The sequence below is a fragment of the Massilia scottii genome, from assembly GCF_030846495.1.
Lineage (GTDB): Bacteria > Pseudomonadota > Gammaproteobacteria > Burkholderiales > Burkholderiaceae_D > Telluria_A > Telluria_A violaceinigra.
Genome location: NZ_JAVCWM010000023.1, coordinates 100103 through 115589 on the forward strand (window position 1 = coordinate 100103; position 15487 = coordinate 115589).

A 15487-nucleotide genomic window follows, 5' to 3' on the forward strand; every position below is an offset into this window, starting at 1 on the left:
GCTTACTTGCCGACCTTGGCCAGCTCGACGCGCATGGCGTCGATGACGGCCTTGTAGTCCGGCTGGCCGAAAATCGCCGAACCGGCCACGAAGGTATCCGCGCCGGCAGCGGCGGCGGCGGCGATATTGTCGATCTTGATGCCGCCATCGACTTCGAGCAGGATGTCGCGGCCCGAGTCGTCGATCATGCGGCGCGCCAGCGCGATTTTTTTCAGCGCTTCCGGAATGAAGGACTGGCCGCCGAAGCCCGGGTTGACCGACATGATCAGGATCATGTCGATCTTGTCCATCACATGGTCGAGAAAGTGCAGCGGCGTCCCGGGATTGAATACCAGGCCGGCCTTGCAGCCGTTATCGCGAATCAGCTGGAGCGAGCGGTCGATATGCTCGGACGCTTCCGGGTGAAAGGTGATGATGTTCGCGCCAGCCTTGGCGAAGTCCGGGATCAGGCGGTCGACCGGCTTGACCATCAGGTGCACGTCGATCGGCACCTGCACGTGCGGGCGGATCGCCTGGCACACCAGCGGGCCGATGGTCAGGTTGGGAACATAATGGTTGTCCATGACGTCGAAGTGAATGATGTCGGCGCCCGAGGCGACGACATTGCGGACTTCCTCGCCCAGGCGGGCGAAATCGGCGGACAAAATGCTGGGAGCGATGCGGAATGTGGTCATGGCGGCTGGCAAGGAGCTTGCGGTGAATGAAGATGCGCTATTTTACGCTGTCCCACGGAGCGCCCTTGCAGCGAGGCCGATTTTGCGGTGCAATGTATGATGCCCCGCCGGACCTTGTTGGAACGGCGCCTGAAAATTCAATCGGGCAACTTTTACAGTCTCAATCAAGGAATCCAGATGGCCGCTTACGAATTTACTGTCACTGTCAGGACCCAGTACCTGCCGGAGCAGTCCGATCCGAGCCGAAGCAATTACGTGTTCACCTATTCGATCACGATCAAAAACACCGGCAGCGTCGGCGCGCAGCTCATTTCGCGGCACTGGGTGATCACCGATGCGAACAACCATGTCGACGAAGTGCGCGGCCTGGGCGTGGTTGGTCACCAGCCGCTGCTGCAGCCGGGCGAACAGTTCGAATACACCAGCGGCACCCAGCTGGCCACCGCGCAAGGCTCGATGACCGGCGAATACTTCTGCGTGGCCGAAGACGGCCATCAGTTCGAGACCAGGATTCCCGAATTCGTGCTGTCGCTGCCACGCACCCTGCACTGATATCGGCGATCAGTGGGCGGTGTCGTCGGGCAGTTCCTTTTTCTTCTCCGGCGCGTTCAGCTCCTGACCGTTATTGGTCGGCTTCTGTCCCGAATACATCGTCCACCACACGATAAACACCAGCAGGAACAGCGCCACGCCTGCTTCCAGCATTAATACCCACATATCGACTCCCATGTCTTCAACACGCAGTAGTTTACTCGTTTCGGCCGGCGCCGTCGCGCTGGCCCTCGCGGCATGCACCACGCCTGAACCCCGGCCGGCGCCGCCGGTCGTCATGCCGCCGCCGGTGATGCAGATACCGCCGCCAGCGGAGCCGCCGGTGGCCCCACCCGTGAAGGCCGAACCGGCGCCGCTGATGACGCCATCGACCTTCGGCGCGCTGCCCGGGTGGGAGCGCGACGACCTGCGCCAGGCCTGGCCGGCCTTCATGACGTCGTGCGGGGTACTGGTGCGCAAGCCCGAATGGAAAACCGCGTGCGGCGCCGCGCGCACGGTCGATGCAAAGGATGGCGCGGCCATTCGCGGCTATTTTGAAACGCACTTTGTGCCGAACCAGGTGCGCGCGGCGGACGGCGCCGACACGGGCCTGATCACCGGCTACTACGAGCCCCTGCTGCGCGGCGCCCGCAAACGCGGCGGCGCCTTCCAGACGCCCCTGTACCGGGTGCCGGACGACCTGCTGACGATCGACCTGGCCAGCGTCTACCCGGAGCTGAAAAACAAGCGTGTGCGCGGACGGCTGGTCGGCAAGAAGGTGGTCCCGTACGGCAGCCGGGCCGAGATCGAACGGGCCGACGTGAGCGGCAAGGAGCTGCTATGGGTGGACGATCCGGTCGAAGCCTTCTTCCTGGAGGTGCAAGGTTCGGGACGGGTCAAGCTGGCCGACAGCGGCGAGACCGTGCGCGTGGCCTACGCCGACCAGAACGGCCACCCTTACAAGGCGATCGGGCGCTGGCTGATCGAGCAGGGCGAACTGACATCGCTTGAGGCCACCGCGCAGGGCATCAAAGCCTGGATCGCCGCGCACCCCGAGCGGCGCCAGGAACTGTTCAACGCCAACCCGAGCTTCATTTTCTTCCGCGAAGAGCGCCTGCCCGATCCGTCGGTCGGGCCCAAGGGCGCGCTGGGCGTGGCATTGACGCCTGCGCGTTCGGTCGCGATCGACCCCACGTTGCTGCCGCTCGGCGCGCCGATTTACCTGGCCACCACCGAATCGGGCAGCGACGTGCCGATGCAGCGCCTGGTGATGGGGCAGGATACCGGCGGTGCCATTCGCGGCGCGGTGCGGGCCGACTTCTTTTTCGGCTTCGGCTACGAGGCGATGGAAAATGCCGGCCGCATGAAGCAGCGCGGCCAGCTCTGGGTGCTGTTGCCCAAACCCTGATGCAGCCGCGGATTCGCTACAATCGCACATTACTCCACGCTTTTTTAATGAGGATTCCATGAACTATGCAGACCTGCTGATCGAGACCCACGGCAAAGTAGCCGTGATTCGCCTGAACCGTCCAAAGGCGCTCAACGCCCTGAACGACAACATGATGGACGAACTGGGCGACGCGCTGTACAAGTTCGACGCCGACAGCAGTATCGGCTGCATCATCCTGACCGGCAGCGAAAAAGCCTTTGCGGCCGGCGCCGACATCGCGGCGATGGTCGACTACGACTACGGCGACACGTACGGCGGCAACTACATCGGCCGTAACTGGGAACACATCCTCAATGTGCGCAAACCCGTCATCGGCGTGGTGCAGGGCTTTTGCCTGGGCGGCGGCTGCGAGCTGGCCATGATGTGCGATTTCCTGATCGCGGCGGACACCGCCAAATTCGGCCAGCCTGAAATCAAGGTCGGCGTCACCCCCGGCGCCGGCGGCACGCAGCGCCTGCCGCGCACCATCGGCAAGGCCAAGGCCATGGACATGCTGCTCACGGCGCGCATGATTGATGCGGCCGAAGCGGAGCGCACCGGTTTGGTATCGCGCGTGGTCGCGGCGGACAAGGTGATGGAAGAAGCGCTGGCCGCGGCCACCACGATCGCCTCGATGTCGGTAACGGTGGCGATGGCGATCAAGGATAGCGTCAACCGCGCGTTCGAGACCACGCTGACCGAAGGCGTGCGCTACGAGCGCCGCTACTTCCACGCGGCGTTCGGCACGCCGGCGCAGAAGGAAGGCATGCAGGCGTTCCTGGCCAAGCGCCCGGCCAACTTCGACGGTCTGTAAATCAGTCTCTGGCGCGCCAGCTGCCGTGAAAGCCGAACGGTATCCGGTGCGGCAGGCATACCGTCGCGACGGGGCCGGCCGCCACGTCGGCGGCGTCGATCACCAGCAGGTCGCTGCGGCCTTCCTGCGCGCGCCACGCGACCGCCAGCAGCCAGCCGTCGCCTTCGGACGACTGCGCCGAGCGCGCGACGAATACCGGTTCGGAGATGACATCGCCGGCCGGCAGTGTATATAGCTGGCGCGTGCCCGACGCAAAGTTGAAGCAGGCCAGCGCGTCGTACAGCACACTCTCCGAATCGCTCCTGATACGCTGCCGGCTGTGGCAGCAGTAAAAACCGACGCGGTTGCGGCGCCCGTTGTAGCGCTCGTCGATGCGCGGAAATTCGGCCGCCAGGTCGTCGAGGACGGTGCGCTCGAAGCCGTCGCCATCGCTCTCCAGATCGAACGTCCAGCGGCACAGGCGCGCCGCCATCCCGGCCGGGTCGCCCCGGGAGCCGTCGGCGTTGGGCATGCCCGGTGCGGTGTCCGACTCCATCACGTAGGCCACGATGCGGCCGCCATCGTCCCAGGCATTCATCACATGGAATACGTGGCAGGCATCGCTGGCGAACCAGCGCAGCGTGTCCATCGGCTGCCCGCGCACGCCGATGCCGACGTAGCTGCGCCTGTCCGCTTCCCACGCAAACAGGGGCAGTCCTTTCATGGCGCGTTCCACGCTGATGGTCAGCGGCGTGACCGGAAACAGCACGTGGCGTTCGGTCAGCATGAAGTCGTGCATCATGCTCGCGTAAGGCGCGCGGAAGGGTTCGAGCGTGCTTACCTTGCAGCGCGCATCGAGGACGCCGTACAGCATGTTGGGTTCACCCGGGCTGTCGGGCAGGTAGGCGAAGAAGTGCAGCTCGCCGGTGGCCGGATCGGCCTTGGGGTGCGCGGTGAAGCGCTTGTCCACGGCGCCGCCGAAATCCTGGTGCCCTTTTGACGCCAGCGTGTGCGGATCGATTTCAAACGGCTGGTGCGATTCTTCCAGCGCAAACAGGCGCCCGCCGTGCCACACCATGCTGGTGTTGGCGGTGCCGCTGTTTTTGCCGTGGACCGACGGGTCGCTGGTGGCCGGGTTGCCGAAGGTGCCGAACAGGGCGCGGCCGGCATTGTCTTCGAGCTGCCATTTCGGCGTGCGCGCCCAGCGGTTGGCATAGGCGACCTTGCCGTCGCCAATAAAGAAGGCATGCACCATGCCGTCGCCGGAGAACCAGTGATAGCGGTCGTCGCGCGGCGCGAACCGGGGGTTCGGTCCGACGCGGTACAGCGCACCGCGCAGCTGCGGCGGCAGCGCGCCCCGAACCGGCAGAGCGTCGATGTCGCATTCGGTGTCCAGGGGAGCGTAGTTCCCGCTAAAGAAATGGCCTGACATGGTGATTCCTTGGTGAGTTCAGAGACTTTGCAGGGCTTGGCGGACGTAAGCGATCAGCGGCGCATCGATGCCGGAGCCGATGCGCAGCTCGCTCTCCTGCTCGAAGGCGTGACGCAGCTTGGCCTGGAGCGCGGGGTCGCCCGCCGCCTTGGCCAGCGACAGCGCCTGCCACTGGCGCGCCAGCGCTTGCACTTCGGCGCTGGCGGGCGGCGTGTCTTGGGCCAGGTGCTCGCGCATGGCGCAGATGAGAATGGGCCAGGCGTCGGTTTGCCTGACGTAGTGCTGGCGCAGCAGGACCGTCTCGGCCTCGCTGCAGTAGGCGGCGTAGATGGCCAGGCGCCGGTGCGCCATGGCGTGCGAGATGAACTGCATCGCCGTGCGGTCGACGCCACTGAGCATATGCAGGGTGGGTTCGTTCCAGTTCATGGCGTAGAGCTTCATCAGCATGGCCTCGTCGCCGCCCACGTCGTCGAGCAGGGCGGCGATCCAGCATTGCGCGAGTGCGCCCGCTTCAAGACTGTCCGGTTTAACGCCCCGGCCCATGAGATCATGCAGCGTGGACGTCAAGTGCGCGTTGTCGCCGCTGCGTTGCTGGCGCCGCGTTGTCAGTGTATGCAGTTCGGCGTCGGTGAAATAGCGCGCGCTGGCGGCCATGCGTTCGAGGGCGGCCAGCCAGTTGTCCATCGATGGTTCATGGCGCTCGGCGAGCTGCGCCTGCAAGTCGCGCAGATGGCCGTGCAGGGCCGATGCTTGTGCGATCTGGCGTTCGAGCGACGCAATCTGCTGCTCCACCACTTGTGGCAGGCTGGCACCGCCATCGGCCAGCATGGCCTGGATCTGTGTCAGCGACAGGTCGAGACGGCGCAGTGCCTGGATGCGATACAGCCGGGCGACGTCCGCGCTGTCGTACAGGCGGTAGCCGTTGTCGGAGCGGGCCGACGGTGTCAGCAAGGCGATATCGTCGTAATGGCGCAGGGCGCGCACGCTCAAGCCGCTGCGCCGCGCCAGTTGTCCTATTTTCAGTAGCATGCCGGTTTCTCCAATTGCAAGATGGTAAACCGTCACGCAGCGAGAGGGTCAAGCACTTGCGAATGGAGACACTTGCAAAACCGGGGCACCTGAGCCCCGGTTTTGCAATGCAGACCGGTTAGATCGGACCGTTGATGCTCATGCGCTGGGTATGCGTCCAGCGGTGATCGGACGCCGATACGGCGGAGTTGTAGGTGCGGTAGGTCTGGCCTTCACCCGGCCACGGGTCCATGATGTACACGTAGTTTACGCCATTGGTCGTCGCGTAGCCGCGTCCCACCATGATGTGGCCGCCGCCGTTGCTCCAGCCGTAGCGCATCACGAACGGGCGGTTGGCGTTGATGTCGGCCACCACACTGTTCCATGACGAGGCGACGCTGTACGCGCCGTTTGCCACGCCCCATGCTTTCAGGATGTTTTGCACGCTGCCGTTGGAGCCGTACATATTGTTCGGCTGGTTGGCGTAGCTGTTCCAGTTGAAGTAGGTGTTCCCGCAGGCGTAGTTCAATCCGAACGCCCAGTTCACGATCTGGCACTGGCTCGGTGTCTTCTTGTAGAAGTTCAGGATCGCCTTGCTCGAGGCGGACCAGCACCACTGGCTGTGTTCCTGGGTCGTCAGCGGAACGGCGAGCGTGCGCCATTGGGCCATGGCCGCTGGCAGCGCCAGTAAAAGCGAAGCACCGACGACGAGCTTTTTGATATTTGTATTCATGTTATCTCCTGATTCGTTCTAAGGATGGTGTAGCCGATGCCGGGCTTACTTCGAGGCGTCCATGGTTTGCTTGACCACGCTGCGCAACGGCTGCAGGATGTCTGCCTCTTCCATCAGCGCTTCGCTGGCCTTGCCTTCCTTGACGGAACGCTGCTGCATCAGCAGCGATTCGCGCGCCGAATGCAATGGCGCGTAGCGCGTGCGGCCATCTTCGCGGCCAACCACTTCGAGCAGGTCCGAGCGCGCCTGGAAGATGCGCACGAAGCGCACATTGGATCTCGCGGCATCGCCGTAGTAGCCCATCGACGCATCCACATCCTTCGCCAGCACGGCGGCGCCATAGGCGACCGTTTCGTAGTTCCCGTTGTTGAGCTCCACCGTCGCCATGCCGATCGGGCGCTGGTTCAGCAAAATCACGAAGCGCCACTGGCCGGTGGCCTTGGCCATCTGCTTCATGCTGCCGCGTCCTGCCAGCAGTTCGTTCGGATCGATCGTGTAGACCGGGAAGCCGTAGCCGATCTTCGCGTCCTTCAGATCCTGCATGTCGTTGATTTCAAGCGGGAAGTCGACCGGCGTGCCGCTGGTGCCGCGCTGCTGCATCTGGTGCGTGACGAATTGGGCCAGGTCGCGCTGGGCCGCCGCTTGCGCCGCCGCCGCGGCGCGCTTTGGCACCGCTTTGAAGGTGCTGGTTCCATCCGACTGGGCCATTGCAGGCGCGCCGGCCAGGGCCAGGCTGGCGCCGCACAGCAGGGCGGCGAGCATGGTGCGGGCTGAGAGCATTTTTGTTTGCATTATTGACTTCTCCTCACATAGATTGATACAAGAACCCCGCCTGTCCAAACGGGGTGAGTGCTGCAACAACAACGGCATGCACGCATGCCGGACACCGGTGTCAACGCACGTCGTCAGTGCGTTGGAAAATCGAGGGAACGGTGCATCAAGTCGCCGATCATGTCGGCGGTGACGGCCGACAGGGTCCAGCCCAGATGCCCGTGCCCCGTGTTGTAGAAGACGCAGGGCGATTTGCCGCGGCCGACGCGCGGCAGCATGGTCGGCATCATCGGCCGCAAGCCGGCCCACGGAATCACGCTGCGCGTGCTCACGCCCGGGAAGCATTCATGCACCCAGTCGATCAGCGGGCGAATCCGGTCGTCGCGGATGTCGCGGTTAAAGCCGTTGAATTCGGCCGTGCCGGCCACGCGGAAGCGATCGACTCCCAGGCGGCTGGTCACCAGTTTGGTGGCGTCGTCGAGCAGGCTGACGGTGGGCGCGGCGGCCTGGCTGGCGGCATCAGGCAGGTTGACCGTGATCGAGTAGCCTTTCACCGGGTAGATGTTGACCCGGTCGCCCAGGCTTGCGGCCAGGGCGCGGCTGGCGGTGCCGGCGCAGATGACGACGCCGTCGTAGGTCTCGGTCTGGGTGCGCTCGCCGTCGCCCAGGGTGACGTGGGCGTGGCGGCCGTCGGTGCGCACGGCGCCGATCTGCATGCCGTAGCGGCAGTCCACGCCGTTGCGGCGGGCGGCGGCGGCAAGACCGGTGGTGAATTTGTGGATGTCGCCGGTGGCGTCGCTGTCGGTGAAAAAGCCGCCGTAGTAGTCGCCCGCCAGGGTCGGTTCGATGCCGCGCATTTCGCCTGGCGTTACCGCGCGGCGCGCCAGGCCGCCGGCCGCCAGCATCTTGCTGACCGTGGCGGCGTGCTCGAAGCCGGCCTTGTCGCGGTAGATGTGCAGGATGCCTTCGCGCTTGACGTCGAAGTCGATGTTCTCGGCCTCGGCCCACGCAAACAGGTGCTCGCGCGCCGCAATCGCCAGGCGCGCCGTTTCGACGGTGTTGCGGCGGTAGTGGGGAATGGCGGCGGCAAATTCGGCGAACCACGACAGCTTGTGCCAGCTCGGCTTGGGGTTGACCAGCAGCGGGGCGTCGCGCCGGAACATCCACTTCAGGCCCTTGAGCATGGTGGAGCGGTGGTTCCACACTTCCGCGTTGGAGGCCGACAGCTGGCCGCCGTTGGCGAACGAGGTTTCCATCGCCGCGTAGCGATGTTTTTCCAGCAGGGTCGTGGCAAAGCCACGTTTCGCCAGGGCGTAAGCGGTCGTGACGCCGGTGATGCCGCCGCCAATTACTGCAATGGTTTTCATGTGTGGTCCGGGTTCCAGAAACGTCAGATAGGGAGTCCGCGCGCTGGTGCGCGTCGGTTACCCCCTCTGTGCTGGACCTGAGAGATTCACCGGCAACGCGCGATGCGTGGCCGGTTTGCTCCTTCGGTGCACCGGATGACGACTTCCGGTGGCTCTTCAGAGTTCAAATGGGTTATCGGTCCTTTTGCCTGAGAGATTCCGGGGCGGTTGCTCCTTCGGCGCCGCCGGCATACAAGACCAGCTTGTAACCGACAGACTCTCCCGATAACGCCTTAGCATTGCGCTAAATATGCTGTAAGCATATGTATGCAGAATACCGCAGAAAATGACGTCAATACAACCATTTTTAGTGATAGGCGTTGTTTCCTCGACAATACCGACAGAGCGCTCGCTTTACGATTTGCCGCAAACCTGGTCCCATTCGAGCGAAAAGCGCGCCAGGAATTTCTTCAGGCGGTCGGCATCGTTCGGTTTGCTTTTGGCGCTGCGCGAGACGGCAAACAGTTTGCGTCCCGCATCCGACAAGGTAACCGACTGGCGGCATACCTTGACCACGGCGGCCAGTTGCATGGCGTCGAACAGGTCGAGGCCGGCGGCGGCCTCGTCACCCATCAGTTCGGCCAGATCGACCTCGGCCGCGCTTGGGGCGCGCGTGTAGTGGTGCCACAGTTTTTGCAGCCGGGCCACTTCGGCGCTGACGATGCTTTCCGAAATGCCGCCGGCTTCGGCCAAGGTGGCCATCCTTGTCACCGAGGCCGACAGGTCGCGGAAGTTGCCGGCCCAGACCGCCTCGGGCGACATCGCGAAGCGCATGTAGCGCTCGCGTGCTTCCTTGTTGAAGCGCACCATCTGGCCGTACTCCTGGCTGAACTGGTTCAACTGGTAGACCAGGTTGGGTTCGATGTCCTCGGGCCGGTCGACCAGGCCGGGCAGGGCGTAGGTCCACAAATTGATGCGGGCGTACAAGTCTTCGCGGAAGCGCCCGGCCACCACGTCGCTGGCCAGATCCCGGTTGGTGCCGGCGATGAGCTGGAAGTCGCTCTGTACTTCGCTGTCGCTGCCGACCGGATGAAAGCGCTTTTCTTCGATGGCCTTGAGCAGCATTGCCTGTTCATCCGGCCCCAGCTCGCCGATTTCGTCGAGGAACAGCAAGCCCTTGTGCGCGCTGCGCAGCAAGCCCGGCCGGTCGGCGGCGGCGCCCGTGAAGGAACCTTTGACGTGGCCGAACAGGGTCGAGGCGGCGCCGTCGCCGTGCAGGGTGGCGCAGTTGAGCTCGATGAATTTGCCGTCGAGCTGGTGGCGTGTTTTCTTCAGTTCGTACACGCGGCGCGCGAGGAAGGATTTGCCGGCGCCGGTCGGGCCCATCAGCAGCATGGGCGCGCGCGACTTGATGGCGACGCGCTCGATCTCGTCGATCATGGTGTTGAAGCGGGCGTTGCGGGTGGCGATGCCGGACTTGAGGAACGCCACGCCTTCGGCTTGCTCGCGCGAAAAGCGCTGGGCGATCTGGTCGTAGCGCGACAGGTCGAGGTCGATCAGTGCGTAGCTGCCCGGGTCCTTGCTGGACTGGCGCCGTGGCGGCGAGCTTTGCAGCAGGCGGCCGGGGAAGAAGCGCGCTTCGGTCATCAGGAACATGCAGATCTGCACGACGTGGGTGCCGGTGGTGATGTGGACCCAGTAATCCTCGTTATCCGGATCGAAGGGGTAGGTCTTGGCGAAGTCGAACAGGGCGCCGTAGACCTCGCCGAAATCCCAGGCGTCGCTGATCGGAATGTGGTGCGGCACGACCGTGGTTTCGGGCGAGACGGCGGCGATGTCGGCCGTGACCGCGTCGACCAGCGGGCCGAATTTGCCGCTGAAGAGCATCTCGAAGCGGTCGACGGCGTATTCCTCATGCTGGGTGATGGCGATGCTGGGACGCCACTTTTCCCAGCGGGCCGGGCCTTGGCCGCTGTCGAGCTGGGTGCCGACGAAACCGATGACTACGATGCGTTTCTGTTTCATATCCGTATAAATTTTTATCTGGTCGGATAATTTATCACGGGATTGTCTGCTTGTCCATTTCTTGCTGTCCTTGCTTGAGGAATTGATAATCTTTTTTAAATCAAGGACTTGCGTTGTTCGAGGTTAGCCTTCGGCAGACCTGGCACAGCATTTGCAATAGAGGAGATACAAACGAGATAAGTGAGGAAGTAAAAATGGCAAACGCACAGTTGTTCCAGACCTTGAAGGGAATCTTTGTCCCTCGTGCCGACGGTCTTAATTCGGAAGGCGCTCCGGCTTACACCATGACGCCGCGGCACCAGCTGGCGCAGTATGCGGCTACCGGTTGCCTCAATTCGACGTATTACGTCAATGCGCAATCGCAGCTGGCGACGGTGATGGAACTGTGCGAAAAGGTCGATGCCAAATTCATCGCGCAAACGGCGATTTACTGCCGCGAACGTGGTTATATGAAGGATATGCCGGCGCTGCTGACGGCCGTGCTGGCCGCCAAGGGCGCGCCGGAATTGACGCCGGTGTTTCGCCGGGTCGTCAATAACGGCAAGATGCTGCGTAATGTGGTGCAGATCATCCGCTCCGGCGCGGCGGGCCGTAAATCGCTGGGTACCCGGCCGAAAAAGCTGGTGCAGCAATGGTTGAACCGCGCTTCGGAAAAAGAGCTGCTGGCGGCCTCGATCGGGAATGCGCCTTCGCTGGGCGATGTGGTGAAGATGGTGCATCCGAAGCCGTCGCAAGCCTGGCGTGAAGCGTTTTTCGCCTGGTTGATCGGCAAGCCGTTCAATGCGCAGGAGCTGCCGGATGCGCTCAAGGCGTTCGAGGCGTATAAGGCCGACCAGTCGCAGCCAGTGCCGGAAGTGCCGTTTCAGATGCTGACCTCACTGACATTGTCGGCGCAGGCGTGGGCGCAGATTGCGCGCCAGGGCGGCTGGCACATGGTGCGCATGAATCTGAATACGTTCGGACGCAATGGCGTGTACCAGTTGCCCGGCATGATTGAAGTCATCGCCGACAAGCTGCGCGATCCGGAGGCGATTGCCCGGGCGGGCGTGTTTCCTTATCAGTTGATGTCGGCGTATATGGCGGCATCAAGCGACGTGCCGCGAGCTATCAGCGATGCCTTGCAGGATGCGCTGGAGCTGTCGCTCGCCAATGTGCCGAAAGTCGAAGGCAAGGTGGTGATTTGCCCGGATGTGTCGGGATCGATGCAGTCGCCGGTGTCGGGTTACCGTGGCACGGCCACCTCGAAGGTGCGCTGTATCGATGTGGCGGGACTGATTGCCGCGGCCATGCTGCGCAAGAATCCGGATGCGCTGGTGCTGCCGTTCGAGAATTATGTGCGGGTGTGCGACCTGAATGCCCGCGATACGGTCATGACCAATGCGCAGAAGCTGGCGGCGATAGGCGGTGGCGGTACCAATTGCAGTGCGCCGCTGGCGCAGATGAACAAGCAGAAGGTGATGGCCGACCTGGTGGTGTACGTGTCCGACAATGAATCGTGGATCGACCAGCGTGCGGGTGCCACGGCGACGATGGCGCAATGGGCGGTGTTCAAGGAGCGTAATCCGGCGGCGCGGCTGGTGTGCATCGACTGCACGCCGAACAGTACCAGCCAGGCGGCGGAGCGTAGCGATGTATTGAATGTGGGCGGTTTTTCGGACGACGTATTCAAGATCATCGCTGCATTTTCGGCCGGCCAGCTGGGCGCCGGGCACTGGGTGGGCGAGATCGAATCGATCGCGCTGGAGTAAGGAAAGGTGAAGTACAGGTTTTGAGTGCAGCGCGAATGCTGATGCGAATACATTTTCCCATGTTCCATTTCGCATCGACTCCTTGTCGCGCTGTGCTCAATCGTTTTACCCCGAATGCTGGCGGGACTACATAGGGGGCTGCTTTTGGCTTGGCGCCGGCAGTTGATGTCCTGCCGAACTTTGTCGGGAATTTGTTGTACAGGTTTTGAGTGCAGTGCGAATGCTTGATGCGAATACATCTTCCAAAATTTACTTCGCATCGGATTTTTTGTCGCATTGTGCTCAATCGTTTTACCCCGAATGCGGGCAAGGACTACATCGATGTTGTGCTTTGGCGTTATGCCGGCAACAAGTGTCCTGCCGATCTTGTCGGGAATTATTTTAGGCGAATGCAGTCCGGATTACATTTTGTCCCCGGTTCGAGTCCGGGCGGCTGCGCAAGCAGCTGTAGCTCAGTTGGTAGAGCAGATTGTCCGGGCGATGTTGTCGCCCCCTTGTTTCGATGAATGCAGATGGAATTACATTGGAAGAGCGCTGAAGCGTGCTTCAGCTAACCCGGTTCGACTCCGGTCGGCCTTGTGCCTGGCTCACATTTCATCACCCTTGTCATCACCTTTTATACTGAGAAAAATTATGAAAAACGAAAATTACGATGTCCTGAACGTGGAAGGTGGCCGCCATGTCAAAATGTGGACCAAAGGCGTCCCGGTGGAGGACGTGGCCAAGAAGCAGCTGGCCAATACCGCTAAAATGCCCTTCATCTATAAGCATATCGCGGTCATGCCGGACGTGCACCTGGGTAAAGGCTCGACTATCGGTAGCGTGATTCCGACCCTCGGTGCGGTGATTCCGGCGGCAGTGGGCGTGGATATCGGTTGCGGAATGATGGCGGCCAAGACCACGCTGACGGCGAACGACCTGCCGGATAACCTGTCCGCGCTGCGTAGCGCCATCGAGCGCGCGATCCCGCACGGTATGTCGCCGAAAACGCGCGGCTTCCGTGGCCGCGATGAAGGTTCGTGGAATACGCCGCCAGCGGCTGTGGATGTCGCCTGGGGCCAGTTGAAGGATGAATTCGACGCTATCTGCCTGAAAACGCCGAAGCTGAAAACCACGAACAACTACCGTCACCTCGGTACGCTGGGTAGCGGTAACCACTTCGTTGAAGTGTGTCTGGACGAGGTAGGGTTTGTGTGGTTCATGCTGCATTCGGGTTCGCGCGGTGTGGGTAATGCCATCGGTACCCACTTCATCGAGCTGGCCAAGAAGGATATGCGCACCCATTTCATCAACCTGCCCGATCAGGACCTGGCGTACCTGGCCGAGGGTACGCAGCACTATAACGACTATATCCAGGCGGTCAGCTGGGCGCAAAAGTTTGCGCGCACCAATCGTGATGTGATGATGCAGAACCTGATCACGGCGGTACGTACCGTGATCACCAAGCCGTTCGAAACGCACGTGGAAGCGGTGAACTGCCACCATAATTATGTGCAGAAGGAGCATCACTTCGGTAAAGATGTGCTGATTACCCGTAAGGGCGCCGTGTCGGCCCGTCCGGGCGAGCTGGGAATTATCCCGGGGTCGATGGGGGCGAAAAGCTTCATCGTGCGCGGAAAAGGTAATCCGGACAGCTTCAACAGCTGCAGCCACGGTGCCGGCCGCACCATGAGCCGTACCGAAGCGAAGCGCCGTTATACCCTCGATGACCAGATCAAGGCCACCGAGGGCGTGGAATGCCGCAAGGATGCCAATGTGATCGACGAGATTCCGATGGCGTACAAGGATATCGACGCTGTCATGCACGCCCAGCGCGACCTGGTGGAGGTTGTCCATATCCTCAAGCAGGTGGTGTGCGTCAAAGGTTGATGCCGCCGCTGCTTACTCGCTGGTTACTATATATATAAGAAGAAGAGTTGAAGATGATTGAATTAGATGGCGCCGTGGGCGAAGGCGGCGGACAAATCCTGCGCAGCGCGCTGACCTTGTCCATGATTACAGGGCAGGCGTTTTGCATCAAGAATATCCGGGCCGGGCGCAAGAAGCGCGGACTGCTGCGGCAGCATCTGGTCGCGGTGCAGGCGGCCACGCAGATCAGCGGCGCCACCGTCACCGGGGCGGAACTGGGTTCGCAGACGCTGGTCTTCGCGCCGAAGGCGATCAAGGGCGGCGATTACCAGTTCGCGATCGGTTCGGCCGGCAGCTGCACGCTGGTCTTGCAGACGGTGATGCTGGCGTTGCTGCATGCGGACGGGCCGTCGACGGTGCGTATCAGCGGCGGCACCCATAATCCGATGGCGCCGCCGGCGCAGTTCCTCCAGCGCGCCTACATTCCTTTGCTGCGCAAAATGGGCGCCGAGATCGACATCGAGCTGCTGCGCTCGGGGTTTTATCCGGCGGGCGGCGGCTGCATTGTGGCGACGATCGCCCCGTGCCCACAATTGCGGCAGTTGACGCTGATGGAGCGTGGCGAACGCGTCGAGGGATATGCCGAGGGGATCGTGGCAGGATTGCCCGCGTCGATTGCGCTGCGCGAACTGGAATGCGTCGGCCTGGGGATGAACTGGACCGGCGATCAGTTGCGCATGCGTGGATTGCCGGGCGAGCAGGGGCCGGGGAATGCCTTGCTCATTACGTTGGAGTACGAGCATGCGACCGAGGTGTTTTGCGCCTTTGGTGAAAAAATGGTGCGGGCCGAAACCGTCGCCAAGGACGCCATGCACGAAGCGCGCCGCTATATCGCCTCCCAGGCGGCGGTGGGCGAGCACCTGGCGGACCAGCTGATGCTGCCGATGGCGCTGGCCGGCGGCGGCAGTTTTACGGCGGACGTGATCTCTCAGCATGCCATCACCAATGCGGAGGTCATCGGCCGTTTTCTGCCGGTTGCGATCACGCTGGAAGAGGGCGAACAGCGCAGTACCTGTACCGTTCGTGCGACGGCGTGAAAAGAGTCCTTGTCAGTTTGCAGTAGGCTTTGCTATAGTACGCCTCCCCGCT

The 15487-nt window shown here is 62.5% G+C and carries 14 protein-coding genes and 2 riboswitches; of the genes, 6 read left to right on the forward strand and 8 right to left on the reverse strand.

The genetic code is table 11. The features are described from left to right. Positions 1–2: 2 nt before the first annotated feature. Positions 3–674 carry a ribulose-phosphate 3-epimerase gene (gene rpe, locus RBA41_RS25575; RefSeq protein ID WP_166878176.1) on the reverse strand — a complete coding sequence of 224 codons (672 nt, stop codon included), beginning with the start codon at positions 672–674 and terminating at the stop codon, positions 3–5. Positions 675–851: 177 nt separating this feature from the next. On the opposite strand from rpe, the gene apaG reads away from it, so the two are divergent. Further along, a complete protein-coding gene (gene apaG, locus RBA41_RS25580; protein WP_306627047.1) occupies positions 852–1226 on the forward strand; it encodes a Co2+/Mg2+ efflux facilitator ApaG/CorD in 375 nt (124 codons plus the stop codon). 9 nt (positions 1227–1235) lie between these two features. On the opposite strand, the gene RBA41_RS25585 is transcribed toward apaG, so the two are convergent. Beyond that, positions 1236–1505: a hypothetical protein gene (locus tag RBA41_RS25585; RefSeq protein ID WP_306627062.1), complete on the reverse strand. Its 270-nt coding sequence runs from the start codon at positions 1503–1505 to the stop codon at positions 1236–1238. Here RBA41_RS25585 and mltA point away from each other — a divergent pair. Together mltA and RBA41_RS25595 are read left to right on the forward strand one after the other, a co-directional pair. Further along, entirely contained in the window at positions 1402–2613 is a 1212-nt protein-coding gene (gene mltA / locus RBA41_RS25590; RefSeq protein ID WP_306627048.1) for a murein transglycosylase A, read from the forward strand. The genes RBA41_RS25585 and mltA overlap by 104 nt on opposite strands. A 58-nt stretch (positions 2614–2671) precedes the next feature. Further along, positions 2672–3448 carry an enoyl-CoA hydratase gene (locus RBA41_RS25595; protein ID WP_306627049.1) on the forward strand — a complete coding sequence of 259 codons (777 nt, stop codon included), beginning with the start codon at positions 2672–2674 and terminating at the stop codon, positions 3446–3448. Position 3449: 1 nt separating this feature from the next. On the opposite strand, the gene RBA41_RS25600 is transcribed toward RBA41_RS25595, so the two are convergent. The 6 genes from RBA41_RS25600 to rtcR all read right to left on the reverse strand — a co-directional run bounded on the left by RBA41_RS25600 (position 3450) and on the right by rtcR (position 10742). Beyond that, on the reverse strand, positions 3450–4859 hold the full coding sequence (locus RBA41_RS25600; RefSeq protein WP_306627050.1) for a carotenoid oxygenase family protein: 1410 nt from the start codon (positions 4857–4859) through the stop codon (positions 3450–3452). Between the two features lie 18 nt (positions 4860–4877). Further along, positions 4878–5888, reverse strand: coding sequence for a MerR family transcriptional regulator (locus RBA41_RS25605; RefSeq protein WP_306627051.1), 1011 nt, complete (start codon positions 5886–5888; stop codon positions 4878–4880). Between the two features lie 118 nt (positions 5889–6006). Continuing rightward, positions 6007–6600, reverse strand: a complete 594-nt coding sequence (locus tag RBA41_RS25610; RefSeq protein ID WP_306627052.1) for a C39 family peptidase — start codon at positions 6598–6600, stop codon at positions 6007–6009. A gap of 45 nt (positions 6601–6645) precedes the next feature. Next, complete coding sequence (locus tag RBA41_RS25615; RefSeq protein WP_306627053.1) at positions 6646–7380, reverse strand: hypothetical protein; 735 nt, start codon at positions 7378–7380, stop codon at positions 6646–6648. A 125-nt stretch (positions 7381–7505) separates the two neighbouring features. After that, positions 7506–8738, reverse strand: coding sequence for a D-amino acid dehydrogenase (locus RBA41_RS25620; protein WP_306627054.1), 1233 nt, complete (start codon positions 8736–8738; stop codon positions 7506–7508). 56 nt (positions 8739–8794) lie between these two features. Further along, a riboswitch (glycine riboswitch) is annotated at positions 8795–8904 on the reverse strand. Next, a riboswitch (glycine riboswitch) is annotated at positions 8905–9012 on the reverse strand. Positions 9013–9131: 119 nt separating this feature from the next. Further along, entirely contained in the window at positions 9132–10742 is a 1611-nt protein-coding gene (gene rtcR / locus RBA41_RS25625) for an RNA repair transcriptional activator RtcR (RefSeq protein WP_306627055.1), read from the reverse strand. A 194-nt stretch (positions 10743–10936) separates the two neighbouring features. Here rtcR and RBA41_RS25630 point away from each other — a divergent pair, with 194 nt between their 5' ends. The 3 genes from RBA41_RS25630 to rtcA all read left to right on the forward strand — a co-directional run bounded on the left by RBA41_RS25630 (position 10937) and on the right by rtcA (position 15435). Then, complete coding sequence (locus RBA41_RS25630) at positions 10937–12490, forward strand: vWA domain-containing protein (RefSeq protein WP_306627056.1); 1554 nt, start codon at positions 10937–10939, stop codon at positions 12488–12490. A gap of 633 nt (positions 12491–13123) precedes the next feature. Further along, complete coding sequence (locus tag RBA41_RS25635; RefSeq protein ID WP_306627057.1) at positions 13124–14359, forward strand: RtcB family protein; 1236 nt, start codon at positions 13124–13126, stop codon at positions 14357–14359. A gap of 53 nt (positions 14360–14412) precedes the next feature. Further along, positions 14413–15435, forward strand: a complete 1023-nt coding sequence (gene rtcA / locus RBA41_RS25640) for an RNA 3'-terminal phosphate cyclase (RefSeq protein ID WP_306627058.1) — start codon at positions 14413–14415, stop codon at positions 15433–15435. Positions 15436–15487: the final 52 nt, after the last annotated feature.